Source organism: Collinsella sp. OM06-18AC, assembly GCF_003438785.1.
GTDB lineage: Bacteria > Actinomycetota > Coriobacteriia > Coriobacteriales > Coriobacteriaceae > Collinsella.
The window spans coordinates 43,946-63,174 of sequence record NZ_QSTX01000002.1; the positions used below are offsets into that span (position 1 = coordinate 43,946).

Below are 19,229 nucleotides of genomic sequence, written 5' to 3' on the forward strand. Positions count from 1 at the left end.
AAAGACGGATGTCCAAGCCGCGTCGTCGTAAGCAGAAAAAGCAGGTCAAGGCCGAGCTCAAGCTCAGGCAGTTTGCCGCCACCGAGCTTTCCGACCAGCTTGCCGCCCTTCCCTGCGCTGCCGACCTGCCACGCTTTATGGTCGACACGGTCGCCGGCGCCTATGCGCCCGCCGATGCCGAGCTCATGATCGAGGGCTTCGGCGCCGCGGCCACACGCCCGGTCACACTGCGCGCCAACACGCTCAGGGCGACCGCCGAGGACATCGCTGTGGCGCTCGATGCCGCCGGCATCGCCCACAACCCCGTCGCCTGGTACCCAGACGCCTTTATCTTGCCCGAGGCCCAGGTTTCCGATCTGTGGGACCTCGACATCTACCGCGACGGCAAGATCTACCTGCAGAGCCTGTCGTCCATGATGCCGCCGCTGGTCCTGGGCGCACAGGCAGGCGAGGACATCCTGGACATGTGCGCAGCCCCTGGCGGCAAGACGACGCAGATCGCCGCCCTCACGCAGGGGCAGGCGCACCTTACCGCCTGCGAGATGAGCATTCCCCGCGCCGAGAAGCTCGAAGCCAACCTCCACCGCCAAGGCGCAAAAAACGTGCCCGTCATGCGCACCGACGCACGCGAGCTCGACGAGTTCTTCCGCTTTGACCGCATCCTGCTCGACGCTCCCTGCACCGGCACGGGCACCGTCATCAGCGGCAACGAGAAAAGCCTGCGCGGCCTGACCGAGCAGCTGCTCGTCAAATGCGCCCGCTCGCAGCGTGCGCTTCTGGACCGCGCCATGGGAGCCCTCAAACCGGGCGGCACGCTCGTCTATTCGACTTGTTCGATCTTGCCGCAGGAAAACGAGGACGCCCTGCAAGAAGCCCTCGACAAGCATATGGACTGCGAGCTCATCCCCCTCGACGGCACGCCAAGCGAAAGTGAGGCACGCCGTGCCCAGGAAGCTGGTGAGGAGCCGCGCATCGAGTCCAACGCCCTGACCGAGGCCATTGCCGCGGGTCAGGTATCGGCCATCGCCAACGGCCTGCCCGGCACGCTCACCATTCCGCCCAGCCGCGAATTTGAGGGCTTCTACATTGCCCTGATCCGAAAACGCAGCTAGCGCACGGATCCAAAACTCAACAAGCTATCTCCGTGCGCGTTTGCCCTGCTGGTCGCGATGCTGTTTAAGCATCGTGCGCTCCTTGCGTTCGGCCCTTTTGCCCTTAATGGCCGTGACCACAAAGTAGATGACCGCGGCGGCTACGATTGCGCCCACGCATAGGCCAATCGAGCCCAACATTGCCGAAAATTCCATACCGCGTCACCTCTCTTTTAAACGGGACTTTCAAGATAGCACCTCGATCACCGCCACCACAGCTCCTTCACGTTCGCCGCCCTTCGGTCTAACGGAGGACGCGGCGGGGAAAAATCAACTCGTCAAACGATTTAGCAAGCACAACGCTGCCGGCACCCTGCCGGCCGTCATCACATAGAATCGAGCCTCCATGGATACCCTCAACGATCTAAACGAGCGCGTCGACGCCTTCGTCGGCACCAGCTCCTTCGACACGCCTGCCGCGGCAAACGACCAAGCTCCCATCGATGTGCCCGCCGAGGTTCACGAGGACATCGTCGCCTCGGTCGATTTCTCCGAGGTCGAGCTCGCAGACGAGTTCACCGAGCCCCAGGTAGCCGTCACGCCCAACGGCCTGCTCCCTATGGAGCCCCTGCCCATCGACGGGCGTTTGCGCAAGGCGGCCCTCCGCATGCCCGACGAGATCGAGGAGGCCAGCGGCTTCACGCTCTTCGGCCGCCGCATCAAGTCGCTCATTTACACCACTGATGTCGCGGTCATCCGCAACTCCAACGCCGATGCCGTCTTTGCGGTCTACCCTTTCACGCCGCAGCCCGCCATTACGCAGGCGCTGCTGACCGTCGCCGAGTGCCCGGTCTTCGTAGGCGTGGGCGGTGGCACCACCACCGGCAAGCGCTCCGTTCAGATGGCAGCCGTCTCCGAGATGCAGGGTGCGGCGGGCTGTGTGGTCAACTCCCCCGCCACCGCCGAGATGGTCGAGCACATCACCAACATCGCCGACATCCCCGTCATCGCCACGGTCGTACGTTGCGACGACGATGCTCACGCCAAGGTGCGCGCCGGCGCCAAGATTCTTAACATCGCCGCCGGCAAGAACACGCCCCAGGTCCTACGCGAGCTGCGCAAGCACTATCCCAACCTGCCGCTCATCGCGCCGGGCGGCAAGACGCCCGAGAGCATCCGCGAGACCATCGCCGCCGGTGCCAACGCCATCATCTGGACACCGCCTTCGGCCCAGCAGCTACAGACCGACATGATGCAGCGCTACCGCAAGATGAAAGAAGACGCCACGCCTGTCATCTCGCACGACGATGTGCCCATTATCGACCAGGTCGCCGCCGCCGAGGTCAGCCAGGTCGAGAACATGAATCCCGACGTGCCGATTCCCGACGAGGTTATCGAGCGCGTCGCTTCGATCCACGATCATATCGAGGAGCGTCGCGCCAACCGCGGCCTCAAGCCGTCACTGCACGGCTTCTTCTTCCGCGGAAAGAAACGCTAGCAAAACATCTTGGCCCGCCCCACAAACGTGAGGCGGGCCGTTTTCGTTTGAGCAATCATGCAGCGATGTGATGGGGCAAATTAATCCACGCGCTTGTCGCCCATAAAGAAGAGCGCCACCGTGCCAGGTCCGGTATGCGAGCCAATCAGAGTACCGATGTTATTGATCTCAATCTTGCCTTTAAGCTGCGGAATCTGTTCCTCGATCAGCGCCGCAACTGCCTCGGCATCCTCGCGGCACGCCGAGTGCGACATGACGCACTTACCCGAATAATCCGCACCGTCCTGCACGTGTGCCATCATGGTCTTAGCCATCTCGGAAATCGCGCGCTTCTTAGTGCGAATCTTCTCACGTGGCGACAGCCCACCTTCGCAATCGACCGTCATAAGCGGGCAAATCTTAAGCGCCGTGCCGATGATCGCGCTCGCGGCCGAAATGCGACCGCCGCGCAGGTAGCTCGACAGATCGGTCGAGAAGAACCAGTGGTGCAGGTTGAGCTTGTGCTCCTCGATCCAAGCGGCCGTCTCGTCGAGTGACGCCCCGCTATCGCGCACGTCGGCGGCATATTCCAGCAACAGGCCAAAGCCCGAAGACGCCGCCAGCGAATCGATGACGCGCACCTTGCCGCCCTGGGGATAGCGATCCGCGAGCATCTGCGCCGCAACGCAGGCCGATCCATACGTGCCCGAAATACCCGATGACAACGTCAGGTGCAGCACGTCTTTGCCCTCGGCAACAAACGGCTCCCAAAACTCCTCGTACTCACCCACGCTCACCTGAGACGTCTTGGGCATGGCGCCCGCGGCAATCTGGGCAAAAAACTCGTCCGGCGTAATCGACTGATACAGATCGTCCGTATAGACAACATCGTCGATCTCGTAATGAAAACACACGACAGGGATATTGCGCGACGCAAAGAACTCACGGGTTCGGTCGGCGGCGGATTCACAGGTCAGAACAAAATCACTCATATGAGGCTCCTTACTCATTGCTGCGCAAATTATCGCACAGTGAGCCTACATACGGTACATATGTCCACTATTTACCAAATCGAACCAAAAATAGCGAACATCTTTACCACCATCGTCTCCACCGGCCCCACGCATAAATATCTGAGAAAACACCCTCTGTCGTCTCCACTCAACCGCCATATCTACCTCCACTAAATCGATTTACCAAACCGTTCGGCTAACAATTCGGCTGCCCATCCCCAATCGAAACAAAAGCGGCGCATACTGATAAACGTTTTACGCTGTTTATCAGTTTTACCAGCCCTATCGGAAGGTGTTTCATGGTCGCATTCGATCGCAATCCGCAAGACTTCAAGTATCTGCGCCTGCTGTCGAGACAGTTTCCCACCGAGCAATCCGCGTTTACCGAGATCATCAACCTCTCGGCCATCCTCAACCTGCCCAAAGGCACTGAGCATTTTATGAGCGACGTGCATGGCGAGTACGAAGCCTTTATGCACATCCTCAACAACTGCTCGGGCGTCGTGCGCGAGCATATCGACGAAATCTTTGGCGAAACGCTCTCCTTTGACGAGAAGGGCGAGCTGTGCACGCTTATCTACTACCCGCGCGAGAAGATCGAGCTGGTCCGCAGCCAGCGCGAGGACTCACCCACCTGGTACAAGACGATGCTTGACCAGCTCATCATGGTCGCTCGTTCGCTTTCAAGCCGCTACACGCGCTCCAAGGTGCGTAAGGCCATCCCGCGCGATTACGCCTATATCATCGACGAGTTGTTACACACGCACCCGGACGAGAACAACTATCGCGTGCGCTATCACGAGCGCATCGTGGAGTCCATCCTAGAGACCGCCAGCGCCGACGACTTTATCGAGTCGCTTGCCTCGCTCATCAAGCGCCTGGCCGTCGACCACCTGCACCTGGTGGGCGACATCTTCGACCGCGGCGGCGGCGCGGCCAAGATTATGGACCGCCTGCTCACCTACCATTCGCTCGACATCCAGTGGGGCAACCACGACCTGCTGTGGATGGGCGCCGCTGCCGGCGAGCCCGCCTGCATCGCCACGGTGCTGCGCAACAACCTACGCTACGACAACTACGAGATCCTGGAGAACGACTACGGCATCTCGCTGCGTGAGCTTGTCGCCTTTGCCGATGCCACCTACACCGACGGTGAGCCCATCACCCCGCTGATCAAGGCCATCAACGTGCTGCTCTTTAAGCTCGAGGGCCAGATTATCCAGCGCCACCCCGAGTTCGATATGACCGACCGCCTGTTACTCGACAAAATCGATCACGACACCGGCACGGTCACGCTCGCCGACGGCAGTGTGTGGCCGCTCACGACCAACGACTTCCCCACCGTCGACCCGGCGGACCCCTATACGCTCACGCCCCAGGAGCAGCACATCATCGACAAGCTCGTGTCCGAGTTTGTCACCGCCGATCACCTGCATCGCCATATCGATTTCCTCTTTTCCCATGGCTCGATGTACAAGGTCGCCAACGGCAATCTGCTCTTCCACGGCTGCGTACCGCTCAACGAAGACGGCACCTTTAGCAGCATGAACTGTCTGGGCACCTGGCACGCTGGCCGCGATTATCTCGATTTTTGCGACCACATCGCCCGCCGCGCCTGGCGCGTGGGCGACCGCGACGCCCTCGACTGGATGTGGTACCTGTGGATTGGCTTTAACTCACCCGCCAGCGGACGCCTGGTGCGTACCTTTGAGCGCGCCTATATCGCCGATAAGAGCACCTGGGTCGAGCCGATGGACCCGTACTTTACGCTTACCAAGTCGCCCTCGGTCTGCGATGACATCATGCGCGAGTTTGGCGTCGTGCCCATGGCATGTTCACCGACCGGCCACATCATCAACGGCCACACGCCCGTTAAAACCACCAAGGGTGAGCAGCCCATCCGCGCCGAGGGCAAACTGCTGGTCATCGATGGCGGCTTCTGCCGCGCTTACCATCCCAAGACGGGTATCGCCGGCTATACGCTCATCTCGAGCTCGCGCGGCTGCCGCCTCAAGTCGCACCGGGCCTTTACGACGGTTGCCGAGGCACTCACGCGCAACGTGGACATCGAAAGCGAGACCAACCGTTTTGACCAAGCAGACCGTCGCCGCATGGTGAGCGACACCGATACTGGCGCCAAGATTCGCAGCCAGATCCAGGATCTGCGCCAGCTGCTCGATGCATATAGAAACGGTGCTATCGAGGAGCGCGTCTAGCCCCACCCGCGGGGATTGGCTAAACTTGCTGAGTTTGTCATCCCCACGGCGCCCCGGCGCCACCATAAGGCAGGTACCATGCAAAAGCTCCTTGCGCAGATCATGAAGTTTGGCGTCGTCGGTGTCATTGCCACGGTCATCGACTTTGGCATTATGAATCTGCTCCACTACGGTCTGGGCCTCAACATCCTGATCGCCAATACCAGCGGCTTTATCATCTCACTCATCTTTAACTACCTCGCCAGCATGAAGTACGTGTTTGCACACAAGGAAGGCATGAGCCGCCGCCGCGAGTTCATTATCTTTGTCGTGCTGTCCGTGATCGGCCTGGCACTCAACGACGGTATCGTGTTGACACTCAACGCCGGTCTGGGACTCGAGGCCAATATCGCCAAGATCTGCGCCACCGCGCTTGTCATGGTCTACAACTTTGTGACCCGAAAGATCTTCCTGGAAGGCGACGAGACCAAGTAACTCGCAACCTTACAGCTTTACGATGCCCACGGATGACGCGCGTCGAGCGCTGTGTTGTTCGTGGGCTTTGCTCGTTTACGGGCAAATTTTCAACGTTTGCGGATTAGCTCTTGAAAATTTGGCGAGTTCGTATAGTTCTTGGCAAAGACCTTACGTTTCCCTTGCAAAAGCTCTAAAGTATCCTCTGCTCGATTCATCAACGCATTGGATGTGATTACGTGCGCAAGGCACTGGCACAACCTCATACCAAGCAGTTCCTCAAGTTCGCTGTCGTGGGTCTTATCTCCTTTGGCATCGACTGGGGTATGCTCATTGCGCTTGTCGAGCTGTTTCATCTCGACTTTTTGATGAGCACCACGGTCTCGTTTACCACGTCCGTCGTGGTCAACTACTGGCTCAGCATGAAGTATGTGTTCGACCACCGCGAGGGCATGAGCCGCAAGCGCGAGTTCACGATCTTCACCATCCTGTCGGTGATCGGCCTGGGCCTCAACGACCTATACATGTTTGTGGGCGTCACGTTTTTGAGCATCGGCTACCAGGCCATGAAGGCCATCGCCACGTTCCTCGTCACCTGGTACAACTACTTCAGCCGTCGCTTCTTTCTCGAGGGCGCACGGTCGTAGTCGATTCACTATTTGCTTGAATGTATAACCGGTTGGAATTCCCGTTCCAACCGGTTTTTTTGTTTGCCGAGAGACCCGGCGACCCAGTCCCATTCGCATGAAAAACGGGCGGCCCGGATGTTTGTCCGAACCGCCCGTCTGGCGCACTATGTCGAGGTCCCTAGCCTGTAACGTAATACCAGACCACGTTGTCGCCATTGGAGAGAACGTAGTTACTGCAGGCCGTCATGGGCGTTGTGCCGTTGACGGAGTACATCCAGCCGCTCGTGCCACCGTACTGTTTCTCGGCCAAACCACCAATCGCGGAGACATACGTGCCGTACGACGAGCCATGTGCGTTAACGGAAAGGCCCAGCGCGCACAGGGCATCATAGACGGTAGCGCCTTCGTTAAAGGTAAAGGTGCCACCAGAAGACACAGGATTGCCCACAGCGCTCGATGTGACCGAAACCGTCACTGTTACGTAGCTGGACTCCTGCGAGCCGCTCTGGCCGCCCGAGGAGGCGTTTCCACCATTAGAGGATGAGGCTCCATCAGACGACTGGCCACCGCCAGACGCATTGGAAGTATCACCGGCTCCCGTATTTTGGGCAGCGGATTTATCGCCAGACTTCTTGCCGTCCTGGTCCTCGGACTTCTTGTTATCCGAGTTCTTGTCCGATTCCTTGTTTGAAGACTCGGAATCGTCCTTGGACTTGGACTCATCTTTTGCGTCATTCGATGACTTGGAATCCTTGGAACTGGCCTCGCCCGAAGTCGTAGTCGAGCCAGACACCTTGGTGTCCTTGGTGACGACGCTCTCCCCCGTCACGGTCTGAATGATCCAGTCGATGGACCAGGCACCGCTCTCGGAAGGATGGACGAAACCCAGCGAGACGACGATCAGAATGGTGCACGCGGCAGTCAGGACGCCGAGGAGCGTCTTGCGACGAGGGGCGGACGCCGCCGAAGCGGCGCCCTGTTGCTTTGCTTCGTCGAACTGAATGAACGAGGAATCTGGTTGCTTGGGGTCAGCGTCCTTGGATTTATTGGACACAGCCCTCACCTACCGACGTTTGGTGAACACGAACACGCCGACGATGGCGAGACCGATGACGCCGGCGGCAACGCCAACAATGGCGAGCGGGTTGGTGCCAGTCTCCTGCTCGGAAGCACTAGAGGACTTCTTAGCAGTGGTCGTGGAAGCAGCACCCGTATCGGACTTGGAATCGGACTTGGAATCGGACTTCTTGTCGGACTTGTTGTCCTTCTTGTCAGACTTCTTGTCAGACTTCTTCTCGTCCTTCTTATCGGACTTATCGGTGTCCTTCTTGTCGGACTTGTTGTCCTTGGTCTCGGTCTTGGTCGACACCGTCGTCTTGGTCGTCGGCTTATGACCCGGGGCGATAGCGCCGCCGGCCTGCTGGCCCTTAGAGCCGGAGCCGGAACCCGTGCCAGTGCCAGCGCCAGCGCCGGAACCGTTGCCAGCGCCACCGTTGCCACCATTAGTGCCAGAACCGCCATTGCCGCCAGGGTTAACGGCATTCTTGGTCCACTTGGCATACAGTGTCAGATCGGCCGTCACTGGCGTACTGAAGTCATACGCCTGCGTGCAAGCCTCATCGGTGAACCAACCGCCGAAAGTGTAGCCCTTGCACTGTGGCTGAGTCGAGGGCTCCGTCGCCGCCTTGCCTTCCTTCACGCGTTGAGAATCGGGCATCGCCGCATCCTTACCGTTGGCGTCGAACGTCACGGTATAGCGCTTGACCCTTTGGCCATTACCCTTGACAGCAAACAGCTTGCCCGAGTCATTGACATAGTAGAGTGAACCATCGGATCCGACCGAAATAGAAGCCATGCAGTACTGCTGGTCGCCCGCCACGGGCGTATAAAGCAGTTCGGCCTCGTCATCGCCAATACGGTAACGATAGATGCCGCCCGGGTTGTTGTTGGACGTAAAGTAGACGTACGTCTCGCCATTCTGGACAGAAACGACCGGCTGCGACTTTACATCACCGCCGCCCGAAGCCCCCTGACGAATATAGCTACCGTCCGCCTTGCAAATGGAATAGTCCACGGAAAGCGTCTCGGCATCAATCACTGCAAGCTGACCGTAGTGATACGTGTACTTGTTCTGATAACCGCCCATAAAGGATTCGGTCGATGAGCCTCCGACCACAATCTTGCCGTTGGCCAGCACCGGCGTCGAGGTCGAGCTGCCACCAAACGTCACCTTGCCAAGCTCAGAAAGGGTTCCGTCCGTTCCAACCGAAAGCTTATGCAAAACGCCATCGGCGCTCACGACATAGGCAATCGATCCATCGACCAGCACCGTCGTGCGCACGCGCTCGGCAATCTTGAGCGACGCAACGGTCTTTCCAGTTTCGGGGTCGACCGTGCTCACCGTACCGGAATCATCTGCGATGACGCCATAATTGCCCGAGAACGCCAAGCCGGCCCAGTAATAGCCCTTGCTGTTCTCGTTCTTATGCTGCCACATAACCTTGCCATCGGAGATGCGCACGCAGAGCAGGTAGCCGTCGCTCGAGTCGGACCAGCTGGCCGATGCCGTCCCAAAGTAGGCAAAGCCGTCACGAACCGTAATGGACGCAAGAGACTGCTGAGCACCATCGGGGCCAGCAGGCAACTCATCGGTTACCCAAACCGTCGCCAGAGCATCAACCGTCAGCGCCTGCAGGCGACCGCTCGAAAGCGGCACGAGCATCACGCCGCCAGTGTATACCATACGCGAGGTCGAATCGATCTTTGCCGCCAAAGGCGATTCGGCAACGGTCTCACCCGTGTCGACATCTTTCTTGAGCAGCTTGGAACCAACGGCCACGTAGAGGTAGTCACCGACCAGCAACGGGTCGGAAATACCCTTGCTCCATTCGTTCGAGCCCTTGAGCTCGCTCACCCATTTTGCCTCAGCGTCTTTCGTGGGCACAGGAGCGTCGGTTACTTTGTCGGCGCTCGTATAACCAGGCCAATCGCTATCCCAGTTAGGACGTGCGGCACCCGGGTCAACAACAACACTGTCGACGCCGGGCACAGTATCGCCGGGAGCAAAAGCCCAGACGATTTTGTCGCCAGACTTGAGCACATAATCGCTATCGAGCTGAGACCCAGGAACGCCGTTGACAAAGAACGACCATGCACCCGACAGCTCGATGCCATCAAGCGGAGATACGAGACTATAGACGCCCCAATAGCCAAATTCGTCGTACATTTTTGACTTTATGCCAAGGGCATCGAAGTAAGCAGCGGAGGCATCCTTGATCGACGTGCCCTTAACAAACACCTGGATCGACGGGTTCGTCCAACGCTGAGCTATCCCGGTCTTTTTGCCAATAATCTCCATCGTGACGGAAACCTGCTCGGGTGCGGGGTCGCCGTACTTCGAGTAGCACCAGACGACGGAGTCGCCGTCCTTGAGCGTGTAGCCGCCCGCGCCGACCTCGGAGGCGCTGCCGTTGACGAACAGCTGCCAGTACGCGCCGGTCGCCGAGTCGTAGCCGAGCTTGCGGTCCTTATCGAAGGGCGACGTGATCGTGTTGAGCGCCCAGCCCCAGGTGCCGTTGGGATCATAATCGGTGGTCAGGCCGGCCTGCTTGAAGAGCTGCTCGGAGAGGTCGGCCGCGGTCGAGCCCTCCTTCAGCGTGATTCGCTGCGCGGCGGCCCAGGTCTGCTGGGCGCCCTTGGCGTCGGTGCCGACGACGGAGCACGTGGCAGAGACATCCTGGCTCTCGGCCTTGGCAGGCTGAGTCTTGGCCTCTCCAGCGGCAGAGACAACGGCGGCGTCCTGCTTCGAGGCATCGGACGTCGATGCAACCGGCGCCTCATTGCCTGCAGCGCTATCGTCCTCAGTCTTGTCGGTAGGGCCCGAAGTTGTCGCGGCGGCATCTTGCTCGGCAGTGCCCCCATTCGCCACCACGCCGCTCGCATTGAGGTCGGCAGCGGGGCTTGTCGCGGACTCACCAGAGCCGTTCTCGGCAGGCGTCGCAGCCTGAGCCACAGCCTCGGCAATGCCCTCGGCGCCCTCGGCCCACAGCTGAGCCGGCGTGGTGCCAAAGGCCATCGCGAAGGCCAGGAATGCCACCAGGCCGCGCTTAGCTACACCGCGCGCAATCGCGCCACGGCGATGCGAGACGCGCTGGCGCTCGTCCACAAACATATCCATTTGTCTCCTACTGTCTGTACTTGGAGCGTTGCCTTGAGGCTGCCCCACGTCATCGCGCATGTTGCGCTCGAGTTCCCCCATCGGGGTCCCCCTTCCCTCCAGAGCCCTATGCACACCGGCGGCATACGCCGCAGCCGCATGCAAGATGGGAGGCGATCCGACTTAACCTTAACGACTCGGGCACGTCGTCCGATCTGCGACGCGAACATCCCGAGCCAAGAGGAATTACGGTTACTGGTACAGCCGGGGACTTGCACCCCAATTCTCCCAAACGCGCAGGTAAACCGCGCATTCATGCGTCTCCGCACCACCATCTAGGCCATCGATTATTACCGTCAAAATGGTATCACGCAAAAGGGCCTCGCACGCAGGCGAAGCCCAAGGTAAAAGCTATTGTTTGCGATAGGAAAATGCGGTGACGGTCGCGGCCCCTAGTGCTTGCCGCCGTGACTGTTGAGCCAGATATTGCGGCCCAGCATAAGCGCCAGCACCAGTGCGCTGACGTAGCCCATAAAGCCAATGACCGGGATACCAAACACAACCGGCTCGATGCGCGCGTAGTACACCACCGACGAGCCGATAAACAGGCCGGCAATCACAATTGCCATCGACATGCGGTCGATAATTCCACCCAGCTGTCGCAGCGCCTTATCGCTGCTCATGATCTGCGTGTTCACCTTAAGCTGGCCGCGCGTGAGCATGCGCGACGCCAAGCCCAGATACTCGGCCGCCTCGAGCGAGCCTTTTGCTGCGCGATAGCTGCTCGCGGCAAGATCGCGCCCCATGTCGCGCACGCGCGCATAGGTGCTTTTCTCGTTTTTAATGTGCGTTTGGATGATCTGGATCATGTTGACGTTGGGCATGTACTCGGTCAGCAAACCCTCGAGCGTCACCATGCCGCGCGCGAACATCGTCACCACGCTCGGCAGCTCAACGTCATTCTTACGCGCGAGGTTTAACAGCGAGGTCAAAAACTCGCCGATATCCAGATCCTTCAGGTCGAGGCCCGCAAAGTCTGCGACGATAAAGTCCAAGTCGGACAAAAAGGCCGAATGGTCGAGCTCGGCCGAGTCGCCGCGCGTCACGGCAAAGCGCATGAGCGAATCCTTGAGCTTGGGCACGTCGCCCTCGGCCACGGCAAAGATCATATCCTTGACGATGCCGCGGTCATGGCTCGACATGCGCCCGACCATGCCCAGGTCAATAAAGTAGACAATGCCGTCCTTGAGGATAATGTTTCCCGCATGCGGGTCGGCATGGAAAAAGCCGTCGTCGAGCACCTGCGTCGAGTAGTCCTCGACGATTGCGGCACCGATCTTTTCCAAGTCATAGCCCTCGGCCACCAAGCGTTCAGGATCGGCGATCGAAATGCCGTCGACGTAGTCCATAACCACAACGTGCTCGGTGCACAGGTCCAGATAGGATTTAGGACACGTCACGCCATGAACGCTCTTATGGAACTCGTAGAAGTCGTTGAGGTTTTTGGCCTCGGCCAAAAAGTTGGTCTCCTCGCGAAACGAGGTCCACAACTCCTCGACTACGCCGTGCAGGTCAACAAATTGATCGGTGTTGACGAACTTGGAAACGATACGCACCACCGAGCGGATGATATCGATGTCCTGTGCCATAACCTGCTGCGCACCGGGGCGCTGCACCTTGACGGCCACGTCCTCGCCCGTCACCAGACGAGCGCGGTGCACCTGCGCGAGCGATGCGCTACCAAGCGGATTGGGGTCGATCGCATCGAACATCTCCCCCAGGCGCAGGCCGTATTCTTCTTCCAGACAACTGAGTACGACCTCGTACGGCACCGGCTCCACGTCGGAGCGCAGACGACGCAGCTCGTCGCAAAAGCGTTGCGGCAGAATCTCGGACCGGTTGGCCAGAATCTGCCCCATCTTGACGAACATGGGGCCGAGTTCCTCGAGCAGGCGGCGCAAACGAACCGGCGTGAGGTTATCCCACACACGGTACTTTTTGACCAGGCGAACAATCTGCCCGATGCGTTCGCGACGACCCGCCGGCGTGAGCTGGTATTCCTCGTCCGGCGCCATCGCGTCGGGCTCCTCTGGCACCATATCGACAGCGCGCGGCTTCTTGCGAGCGCCCGAGACGGCGGCGTCGACCTCATCGACAACCGCCGCCTCGTCACCCAAGGGATCTAGATTGTTGTAATCGGTGGTGGAATCTGCCATCTGCGCTGCTACTCGGCCTCTTCGGTATCCTTCGCATCGTCGGGCTCAACGGACTCGACGGGCACCGAGGTCACGTTGTCCTCGACCGAATCGACGATGTCGCGCACATGGGCCAGGAAGGCCGTACGCTCGGGCGCGGTCATAACGCGGACGCGAGCCAGAATGAGCTCGTCGAGCACGCGTTGGGCCGCGGTCTCGCCCTGCATGCCCAAGCGCTCGGTCAGATCGGAGATGGTACCGCCGGCCTGCTCGAACATGTCGGACACGCTGCGGGCGATATCGGGGGTGGCGGTGTCCTTGCGGACCTGCTCGCCTTTGGTGTTAAGGTCGTCGAGGACCTTCTTGCCGCCTTCGACAGCAACGGCGGCAGCGCCAAAGCCCACGTTGATGGCGCCGTTAACAAGCTGATCGAGTTTCATAACCATGGTTGTCTCCAATCACAAACAACTGCATTGGCGTTCTTGTACCCAAGATTGAGTGAAAGCGACAAAGCGTTTTAGCGCTATTCGATCGACGGGAAATCCCTATCTCACGTTGTCGTTCATCGCGAAAGAGTTCTTCATGGCGCAGCTCGTGGTGTAGAGCACCTTGCCCAACAGGGCATCGGTCTCCACGCGCACGAGCTCGGCAAACTCCTCGTTGGCGCGTGCAAGCTCGGCAGGCACCTCGGCCTCGGGCAGAACGGCTACGGCAGCGTCGACGTCATGAATCTGCTTGTGGCCCATGCCGCCGACCTTCTCCTGATAATCCTCGACCGCGCGACCGCACTCATGGAAGCGAACATCGGCCAAGGCACCGATCAGGCGGTTGGCCCAATAGAAATGCTCGGACGTCACGCGAGCCTGCGTGCCGGCATAGTACTCGGGCATGGTCTCGACATTGGCGTACAGCGGTACGAGCGCGTTAAACGAGTTGGAGCCAAACGCCATCCACTGCACGGCGCGATACGCCGGCTGCGCATAGGGGCGCAGCTGCAGCACGGCAAGCTGGCTGTTGCGGTTGATGCCGATGGGACGATAGGCGCCGCGCGTGGCGGGCGTGCCCTTGCTGCCGTAGCAGTCGTACTCCGTGCCCTGGTAGTGGCTCGAAAGCACGTACTTGATGTCCTCGATGGTCACCTTGCGCTCGGGCACGCGGCTCCAGGGAATGTCGTCGCTCTCGGGCGTGTAGTCGGCGTCGGGACCGTCCCACACATCGCTGGGGTTGAGGCAGCGCTGCATATACCAGGCGCGCGGCGTGTTGTAGACGTGATCGCTGTCGCTGTGCGAGCCAAAGGCCTCGCGCGGGTTAAAGACCGCGGCGGGACCGTCACCCTCGACGCCCAGCGTTAGGTCCAGATGCCACTCTGCCATCCAGGAGCGCAGGTCGGCAGAGCACATGTGGTCGACCTGAGCGCCCTCGGCGTCGTCCAGGTCAAAGCTGTCAATACCCAGCTGGTTGGGCATGGTCACATAGGCGTCATCGGGCACGCGCTTGGCGATCCAGTGGTGGCCGCCGATGGTCTCGAGCCACCAGATCTCGTCAACGTCACTAAAGGCGATGCCATTGTTCTCGTAGGTGCCGTAGCGCTCGAGCAGGTCACCCAAAATACGCACGCCGTCGCGGGCGGACTTGGCGTACGGCAGCACCAGGGTCACCATATCCTCCTCGCCCAGTCCGCCGGGCTGGGCCGGAACATAGCCGTCCTCGCCCTCGTTGCCCTTGGCGGGTACATAGTCCACGAGCGGATCGGCGCCGCGGACGCGCTCATTGGTGGTGAGTGTTTCGGTTGCGGACATGCCAACATTGAGCTCGTTGAAGCCGGCCTCGGCCCAAATGCCATGGCCCGGGACAACGTCGGGGACGCTCGTGTAGCGCATGGGGTTGTCGGGCAGCTCAACGGTCAGGTGGCTCAGGACACTCGTGTAGACACGCGGCTGCTCGTCGGGATGCACCACGCGCATGCGCTTGGGCTCAAACACCCCGTTGGACGAGTCCTCGTTGCGGGCGACAAGCGTCGACCCGTCGTAGCTCGCGTTCTTACCAACCAAAATCGTTGTGCACGGCATGCGCATCCTCCTTGAGCGAAGAAATCAAACGGCAACAGTGTATCGCTTCGGCGCAAAAAGGGCGAAACCACGGCCACAGCAACCCCTGTGTGCAAAAAATGTCAAATATGAGTACTGACACCAATTTAGTAGCAGCTATTTTGCCGGGCGTGGGCGTCGAAAGTCTACATTTGTACAAAAGTTAGACTATGTAATTCCTCAAAGGTCCAATAAAATAGGGTCCCTATCGATACTAAATATCGTTAGAGAGCCAAAATGACCTAAATTATATGCGACTAGCTTGGCAACAGTACTCATATTTGGCATTTTTTGCACACGGCGTGTCACGGGAGTATATATCTAACCCCCTAATCAGCCAAAAATGCCTAGTTCAATGCGCGCTCCGCCGCCTCGATCACGTGTTTGGCGAGAATCGCCGTCGTCACTGCGCCCACGCCGCCCGGCACGGGCGTGATGGCGCCAACAATCGGCTCCGCAGCATCAAAATCGACGTCGCCGACCAGCTTGCCGGCGGCCTCGTCCCAGTTAATACCCACGTCGATGATCGTCTGGCCCTCGCGAACCGCATCCGCGCCAATCGTACGCGCACGCCCAACCGCGGCAACAACAATGTCGGCAGAACGGCACTCGGCAGCCAAGTCGCGCGTATGCGTATGGCACATCGTCACTGTGGCATTGCGAGCCGTAAGCATGGCGGCAACGGGACGGCCAATCACCAGCGATCGACCGACCGCCGCAACCTTGGTACCATCCAGCTCAACGCCGTAATGGTCCAACAACGCCAACACGGCCTCAGCCGTGCAAGGAGCAAAGCCCACTCCACGACCCGAAAGCGTGGTAAGCAGCGAGGCCGGCGTCATGGAGTCAACATCCTTGGCGGGATCGAGCGCCGCGGCAACTGCATCCTCGTCAAGACCGGCAGGCAGCGGGCGAAACATCAGACAACCGTGAACAGTGGGGTCGGCATTGATGTCCTTAATAGCCGCCAGCAGCTCATCCTGCGAAACATCGGCAGGCAGCAATACGCGACGAGCTTCGATGCCCACCTTTTCGCAGCGCTTGAGTGCACCACGCTCGTAGGACAGGTCGTCCTCGCGCTCGCCCACGCGAACGATGGCCAGCGTCGGCACAACGCCGCGCTCGCGCAGGGCGGCGCAGCGAGCGACGAGCTCCTCGGTCAAAGCACGGGCAACGGGGGCCCCTTTAAGCAGCTCGGCCATGGCTATCCCCTCTTCCTGGCGGCATCTGCGGCACGGCGCGCCAGAGCATCGGCGCGCGGAAGCCACGTATCGAGCAGCTCATCGCACGCCGCCTCGAGCTCCTCGGCGCGGGCACGATCCTTCATAGACGTGGTGTTGGCGAAGAGTGTCAGGCTTGCGCCCTGCATGGCGGCGCGGCAGAATACGGCGCCGCATGCCACGTCGGACAGCAGCTGTCGGGAGCCCTTGTCCGCCATGTCCTCGAGAAGCGCCAGCGCACGACCGCACGCATCCATAATGCGGTACGGCGGCATGGCCGCCACGTGCAGCGCATCCTGAATCGCGGCCGGTCGAGCCGGATCCTCGCGCGAAATACCGTACGCCGCAGACACCTGGCCGTACGCACGAACGTCCTCGGCGACCAGACCCACAAGTTCCTGTGCCAACTCGTCTGCCTGGGCGAATGCGCGCGTCAGATCGTCCGCGCGATCGGCAAGCGCGGGGTTCGTCGCGCCATAGCGAGCAACCATCCCGCACAGCGAGGCGCCCAGTGCTCCCACAAACGCACTGGCGCTACCGCCGCCGGGAACGGGCTCGCGTGCAGCCAACGCCTCGGCAAACCCTCGGCAGGTTTTGTCCATCATCTCTTGGCTCATCGAAACACCTCTGCCCACCGCGCCGGCCACCATGGGCCGCACGCATAATAAAAAATGGGACAACGACGCCAGGAAGCGGTTGTCCCATTCATCGATCTTGTCCAAGCCAGTCTAGCCCATAAGACAAAGACTGTCAGGAGCTCTGGCTATCGGCGTTTCCGATTGCCGGCTATAGGCACGGATGCCTAGTCCACCTGAAACGTCGGCAACAGCGTGTCGATAATCTTCGACCCCATGTCGCGGTTCGCGGTCGAGTACTCCAAATGCGCCGTGGCAATTGTCGAATCCGTGACGATCGTCTTTTCGTAAATGATCGTATCGCCCTCGCGCCACGAAACCACGTACCAGTTGTCGCCCTCCGCGGTATAGAGGTCGGCCTTACCCGAGGTGTCCTCATCGACAAACATCTCGTGTGCAGTTTCGTCGTTAACGTTGACGTAGCCAAACAGGTTGATTACAAAGCCCGTCTCCGGGTCCTCATACCTAGCGCCGCTGCCATTGGGAGTGTCTTCCATCTCAAAGCGATTGGGAATCGACATGCTATAAGGATGCATGTCGTTCGTGTACGTATGCACGTCGGTTAGGTAATCGTCCGAATCGCCCGAACCGTAGTATGCCGACTCGTCCTCGGGAACGGCCTCGTCATCGGACGACGAGGATTCCTTGGACTTGGACTTGTCGCTCTTCTTCTTGGCAGAAGAATCCTGCTCGTCCGAAGACCCGGTATCGACCACCGAAATCTGCGTGCCGGAACTCTTTGACCCGTTTAGCACCGTAAGCGCAAACACCGTGCCGCCCCCAAGGAGTACCACGGCGGCACACGCCACCGCGATGACAATCGGAGCTTTGCTCTTAGGCTTTTGAGGTGCGGGCGTGACCGGCGGCATCGACTGGGTCAGGCCCGGGCCGGACGTGGGCGCAGAAGTCGGTGCGGCAGCCGTAGGCGTCGGCACGGAACCACCCGCCAGCGAGGCCCCACAGTGCGTACAAAACGTCGATCCATCGGGAACTTGCTGTCCGCATTTTTGACAGAACATCGTTCGACCTTTCGTGGTTTAGCTTTTGTCACAGCCAAGTCTATACGCCCCCACCCAAGACGCTGTTGCGCAACATGGAAAAGTCGATGCTGAGCCGTGCCGTCCCATGCGCCCCGTGCCCCAAACATGGGACACATGGCCCACCTTTCGAGACTCCCGGGCAGCACAAGCTGGGGCATATCTATAGGTAAGGAACCCGTTGGGGCGCGGCCGAGCGACGGCCGCAAACAACGAACGGAGGTATCGCCGCACAGTACACAGAGACATCCGCCGCCAGCGCAATCAGTACCCCAACAACCCGCGGCGCCGTGATGTCATCGGCAGACAAGGAGGACGCCATCATGAAGAAAAAGACCCTATCAATCCTTTCCCTCTGCATCGCCCTCTTTGCCGCGTTTGCCCTTGTCGGCTGCGGCGGGAGCGCATCGGGCGGCGGCAGCGCCCCCAAGAGCGAGAGCAAGGAAAAGGCCCCCGTCGCCAAGAAGACCGACTTCATCTGGTTTAAGGTCGAGATGCCCGAGGGCGTCGGCGTAAGTGACTCTGCCGGCAAGAATGCCGACAGGGTCCAGCTCACCTTCCCCGAAGATGAGAACGCCTCGGCCGATCGCTTTATCCCCGTTTGGAAAAAAGCGCTGACGGCCGAGGAATCCCACGCCGACCAGGCGGAAAAGAAGGGGGACACGTTCCAGTGGAAGGATGGCGGGTCCGTCGAGTATAACGGCAGGACGTGGCTCGTCGGAACATACGAGGACAACAGCGGCATCTCAACCATGCTTTTTACCGACGTTGAGCCGGGAAGCGTCTACGTCCTCATCTCGAACTTCGACCAGCACGAGAAAGAAGCCGAGACGCTCCTCAACTCCATCGAGTTCCCCGATGACATGGAAGAGGCAGTTTCCGAGGCACGCGAAGTCGAAATTTCGAGCATCGAGATCAAGTAACGGGGCACCCGCACGCGCCCCATTAAAACAACGGGCGCCCAACCCGGGGAGGGTCGACAGCACCGGCCCTCCCCTCTTTTGCGCCCGGACATATTGC

Annotated in this window: 16 protein-coding genes; 6 read left to right on the top strand and 10 right to left on the bottom strand. The window is 59.9% G+C overall.

Annotated elements, in window-relative coordinates:
* The first annotated feature begins 8 nt into the window (after window positions 1-8).
* Window positions 9-1,112, top strand: a complete 1,104-nt coding sequence (locus DXB86_RS01665; RefSeq protein ID WP_117735929.1) for an RsmB/NOP family class I SAM-dependent RNA methyltransferase — start codon at window positions 9-11, stop codon at window positions 1,110-1,112.
* Between the two features lie 24 nt (window positions 1,113-1,136).
* On the opposite strand, the gene DXB86_RS09955 is transcribed toward DXB86_RS01665, so the two are convergent.
* On the bottom strand, window positions 1,137-1,307 hold the full coding sequence (locus DXB86_RS09955) for a hypothetical protein (RefSeq protein WP_156333777.1): 171 nt from the start codon (window positions 1,305-1,307) through the stop codon (window positions 1,137-1,139).
* A 190-nt stretch (window positions 1,308-1,497) separates the two neighbouring features.
* Between DXB86_RS09955 and DXB86_RS01670 the strand changes: the two genes are divergently transcribed.
* Complete coding sequence (locus DXB86_RS01670; protein ID WP_117735930.1) at window positions 1,498-2,589, top strand: hypothetical protein; 1,092 nt, start codon at window positions 1,498-1,500, stop codon at window positions 2,587-2,589.
* Window positions 2,590-2,669: 80 nt separating this feature from the next.
* Here DXB86_RS01670 and DXB86_RS01675 read toward each other — a convergent pair whose 3' ends face one another.
* On the bottom strand, window positions 2,670-3,560 hold the full coding sequence (locus DXB86_RS01675) for a DegV family protein (RefSeq protein WP_117735931.1): 891 nt from the start codon (window positions 3,558-3,560) through the stop codon (window positions 2,670-2,672).
* A 320-nt stretch (window positions 3,561-3,880) separates the two neighbouring features.
* On the opposite strand from DXB86_RS01675, the gene DXB86_RS01680 reads away from it, so the two are divergent.
* From DXB86_RS01680 to DXB86_RS01690, 3 genes are all read left to right on the top strand, one after another.
* Window positions 3,881-5,797, top strand: coding sequence for a fructose-1,6-bisphosphatase (locus tag DXB86_RS01680; protein ID WP_117735932.1), 1,917 nt, complete (start codon window positions 3,881-3,883; stop codon window positions 5,795-5,797).
* Between the two features lie 78 nt (window positions 5,798-5,875).
* Window positions 5,876-6,271 (top strand): GtrA family protein, encoded by a 396-nt coding sequence (locus DXB86_RS01685; RefSeq protein WP_006235398.1) that lies wholly within the window; start codon window positions 5,876-5,878, stop codon window positions 6,269-6,271.
* Between the two features lie 218 nt (window positions 6,272-6,489).
* A complete protein-coding gene (locus DXB86_RS01690; protein WP_055250894.1) occupies window positions 6,490-6,897 on the top strand; it encodes a GtrA family protein in 408 nt (135 codons plus the stop codon).
* A gap of 160 nt (window positions 6,898-7,057) precedes the next feature.
* Here the strand turns inward: DXB86_RS01690 and DXB86_RS01695 are convergent, their stop codons facing one another.
* The 8 genes from DXB86_RS01695 to DXB86_RS01730 form a co-directional block, all read right to left on the bottom strand.
* Entirely contained in the window at window positions 7,058-7,933 is an 876-nt protein-coding gene (locus tag DXB86_RS01695) for a DUF4430 domain-containing protein (protein WP_233504111.1), read from the bottom strand.
* A gap of 9 nt (window positions 7,934-7,942) precedes the next feature.
* Complete coding sequence (locus DXB86_RS01700; RefSeq protein WP_158555252.1) at window positions 7,943-11,056, bottom strand: InlB B-repeat-containing protein; 3,114 nt, start codon at window positions 11,054-11,056, stop codon at window positions 7,943-7,945.
* A 431-nt stretch (window positions 11,057-11,487) separates the two neighbouring features.
* Window positions 11,488-13,251, bottom strand: coding sequence for an AarF/ABC1/UbiB kinase family protein (locus tag DXB86_RS01705; protein WP_117639742.1), 1,764 nt, complete (start codon window positions 13,249-13,251; stop codon window positions 11,488-11,490).
* Between the two features lie 8 nt (window positions 13,252-13,259).
* A complete protein-coding gene (locus DXB86_RS01710) occupies window positions 13,260-13,676 on the bottom strand; it encodes a hypothetical protein (protein WP_117583986.1) in 417 nt (138 codons plus the stop codon).
* A gap of 99 nt (window positions 13,677-13,775) precedes the next feature.
* Window positions 13,776-15,299 (bottom strand): C69 family dipeptidase, encoded by a 1,524-nt coding sequence (locus tag DXB86_RS01715; protein ID WP_117735934.1) that lies wholly within the window; start codon window positions 15,297-15,299, stop codon window positions 13,776-13,778.
* 365 nt (window positions 15,300-15,664) lie between these two features.
* Window positions 15,665-16,519, bottom strand: coding sequence for a bifunctional 5,10-methylenetetrahydrofolate dehydrogenase/5,10-methenyltetrahydrofolate cyclohydrolase (locus DXB86_RS01720; RefSeq protein ID WP_117735935.1), 855 nt, complete (start codon window positions 16,517-16,519; stop codon window positions 15,665-15,667).
* 2 nt (window positions 16,520-16,521) lie between these two features.
* A complete protein-coding gene (locus tag DXB86_RS01725) occupies window positions 16,522-17,154 on the bottom strand; it encodes a cyclodeaminase/cyclohydrolase family protein (RefSeq protein WP_158555253.1) in 633 nt (210 codons plus the stop codon).
* A 185-nt stretch (window positions 17,155-17,339) separates the two neighbouring features.
* Entirely contained in the window at window positions 17,340-18,191 is an 852-nt protein-coding gene (locus DXB86_RS01730) for a zinc ribbon domain-containing protein (protein WP_117735937.1), read from the bottom strand.
* Window positions 18,192-18,532: 341 nt separating this feature from the next.
* Between DXB86_RS01730 and DXB86_RS01735 the strand changes: the two genes are divergently transcribed.
* Window positions 18,533-19,132, top strand: coding sequence for a hypothetical protein (locus DXB86_RS01735; RefSeq protein ID WP_117735938.1), 600 nt, complete (start codon window positions 18,533-18,535; stop codon window positions 19,130-19,132).
* Window positions 19,133-19,229 lie beyond the last annotated feature (97 nt).

Excerpts from the sequence above, each read along its gene's own strand:
- DXB86_RS01705 (WP_117639742.1), bottom strand. The coding sequence starts at position 13,251 with ATGGCAGATTCCACCACCGATTACAACAATCTAGATCCCTTGGGTGAC.
- DXB86_RS01730 (WP_117735937.1), bottom strand. The coding sequence starts at position 18,191 with ATGTTCTGTCAAAAATGCGGACAGCAAGTTCCCGATGGATCGACGTTT.
- DXB86_RS09955 (WP_156333777.1), bottom strand. The coding sequence starts at position 1,307 with ATGGAATTTTCGGCAATGTTGGGCTCGATTGGCCTATGCGTGGGCGCA.
- DXB86_RS01720 (WP_117735935.1), bottom strand. The coding sequence starts at position 16,519 with ATGGCCGAGCTGCTTAAAGGGGCCCCCGTTGCCCGTGCTTTGACCGAG.
- DXB86_RS01700 (WP_158555252.1), bottom strand. The coding sequence starts at position 11,056 with ATGGATATGTTTGTGGACGAGCGCCAGCGCGTCTCGCATCGCCGTGGC.
- DXB86_RS01685 (WP_006235398.1), top strand. The coding sequence starts at position 5,876 with ATGCAAAAGCTCCTTGCGCAGATCATGAAGTTTGGCGTCGTCGGTGTC.
- DXB86_RS01680 (WP_117735932.1), top strand. The coding sequence starts at position 3,881 with ATGGTCGCATTCGATCGCAATCCGCAAGACTTCAAGTATCTGCGCCTG.
- DXB86_RS01715 (WP_117735934.1), bottom strand. The coding sequence starts at position 15,299 with ATGCCGTGCACAACGATTTTGGTTGGTAAGAACGCGAGCTACGACGGG.
- DXB86_RS01710 (WP_117583986.1), bottom strand. The coding sequence starts at position 13,676 with ATGGTTATGAAACTCGATCAGCTTGTTAACGGCGCCATCAACGTGGGC.
- DXB86_RS01735 (WP_117735938.1), top strand. The coding sequence starts at position 18,533 with ATGAAGAAAAAGACCCTATCAATCCTTTCCCTCTGCATCGCCCTCTTT.
- DXB86_RS01665 (WP_117735929.1), top strand. The coding sequence starts at position 9 with ATGTCCAAGCCGCGTCGTCGTAAGCAGAAAAAGCAGGTCAAGGCCGAG.
- DXB86_RS01725 (WP_158555253.1), bottom strand. The coding sequence starts at position 17,154 with ATGAGCCAAGAGATGATGGACAAAACCTGCCGAGGGTTTGCCGAGGCG.
- DXB86_RS01675 (WP_117735931.1), bottom strand. The coding sequence starts at position 3,560 with ATGAGTGATTTTGTTCTGACCTGTGAATCCGCCGCCGACCGAACCCGT.
- DXB86_RS01670 (WP_117735930.1), top strand. The coding sequence starts at position 1,498 with ATGGATACCCTCAACGATCTAAACGAGCGCGTCGACGCCTTCGTCGGC.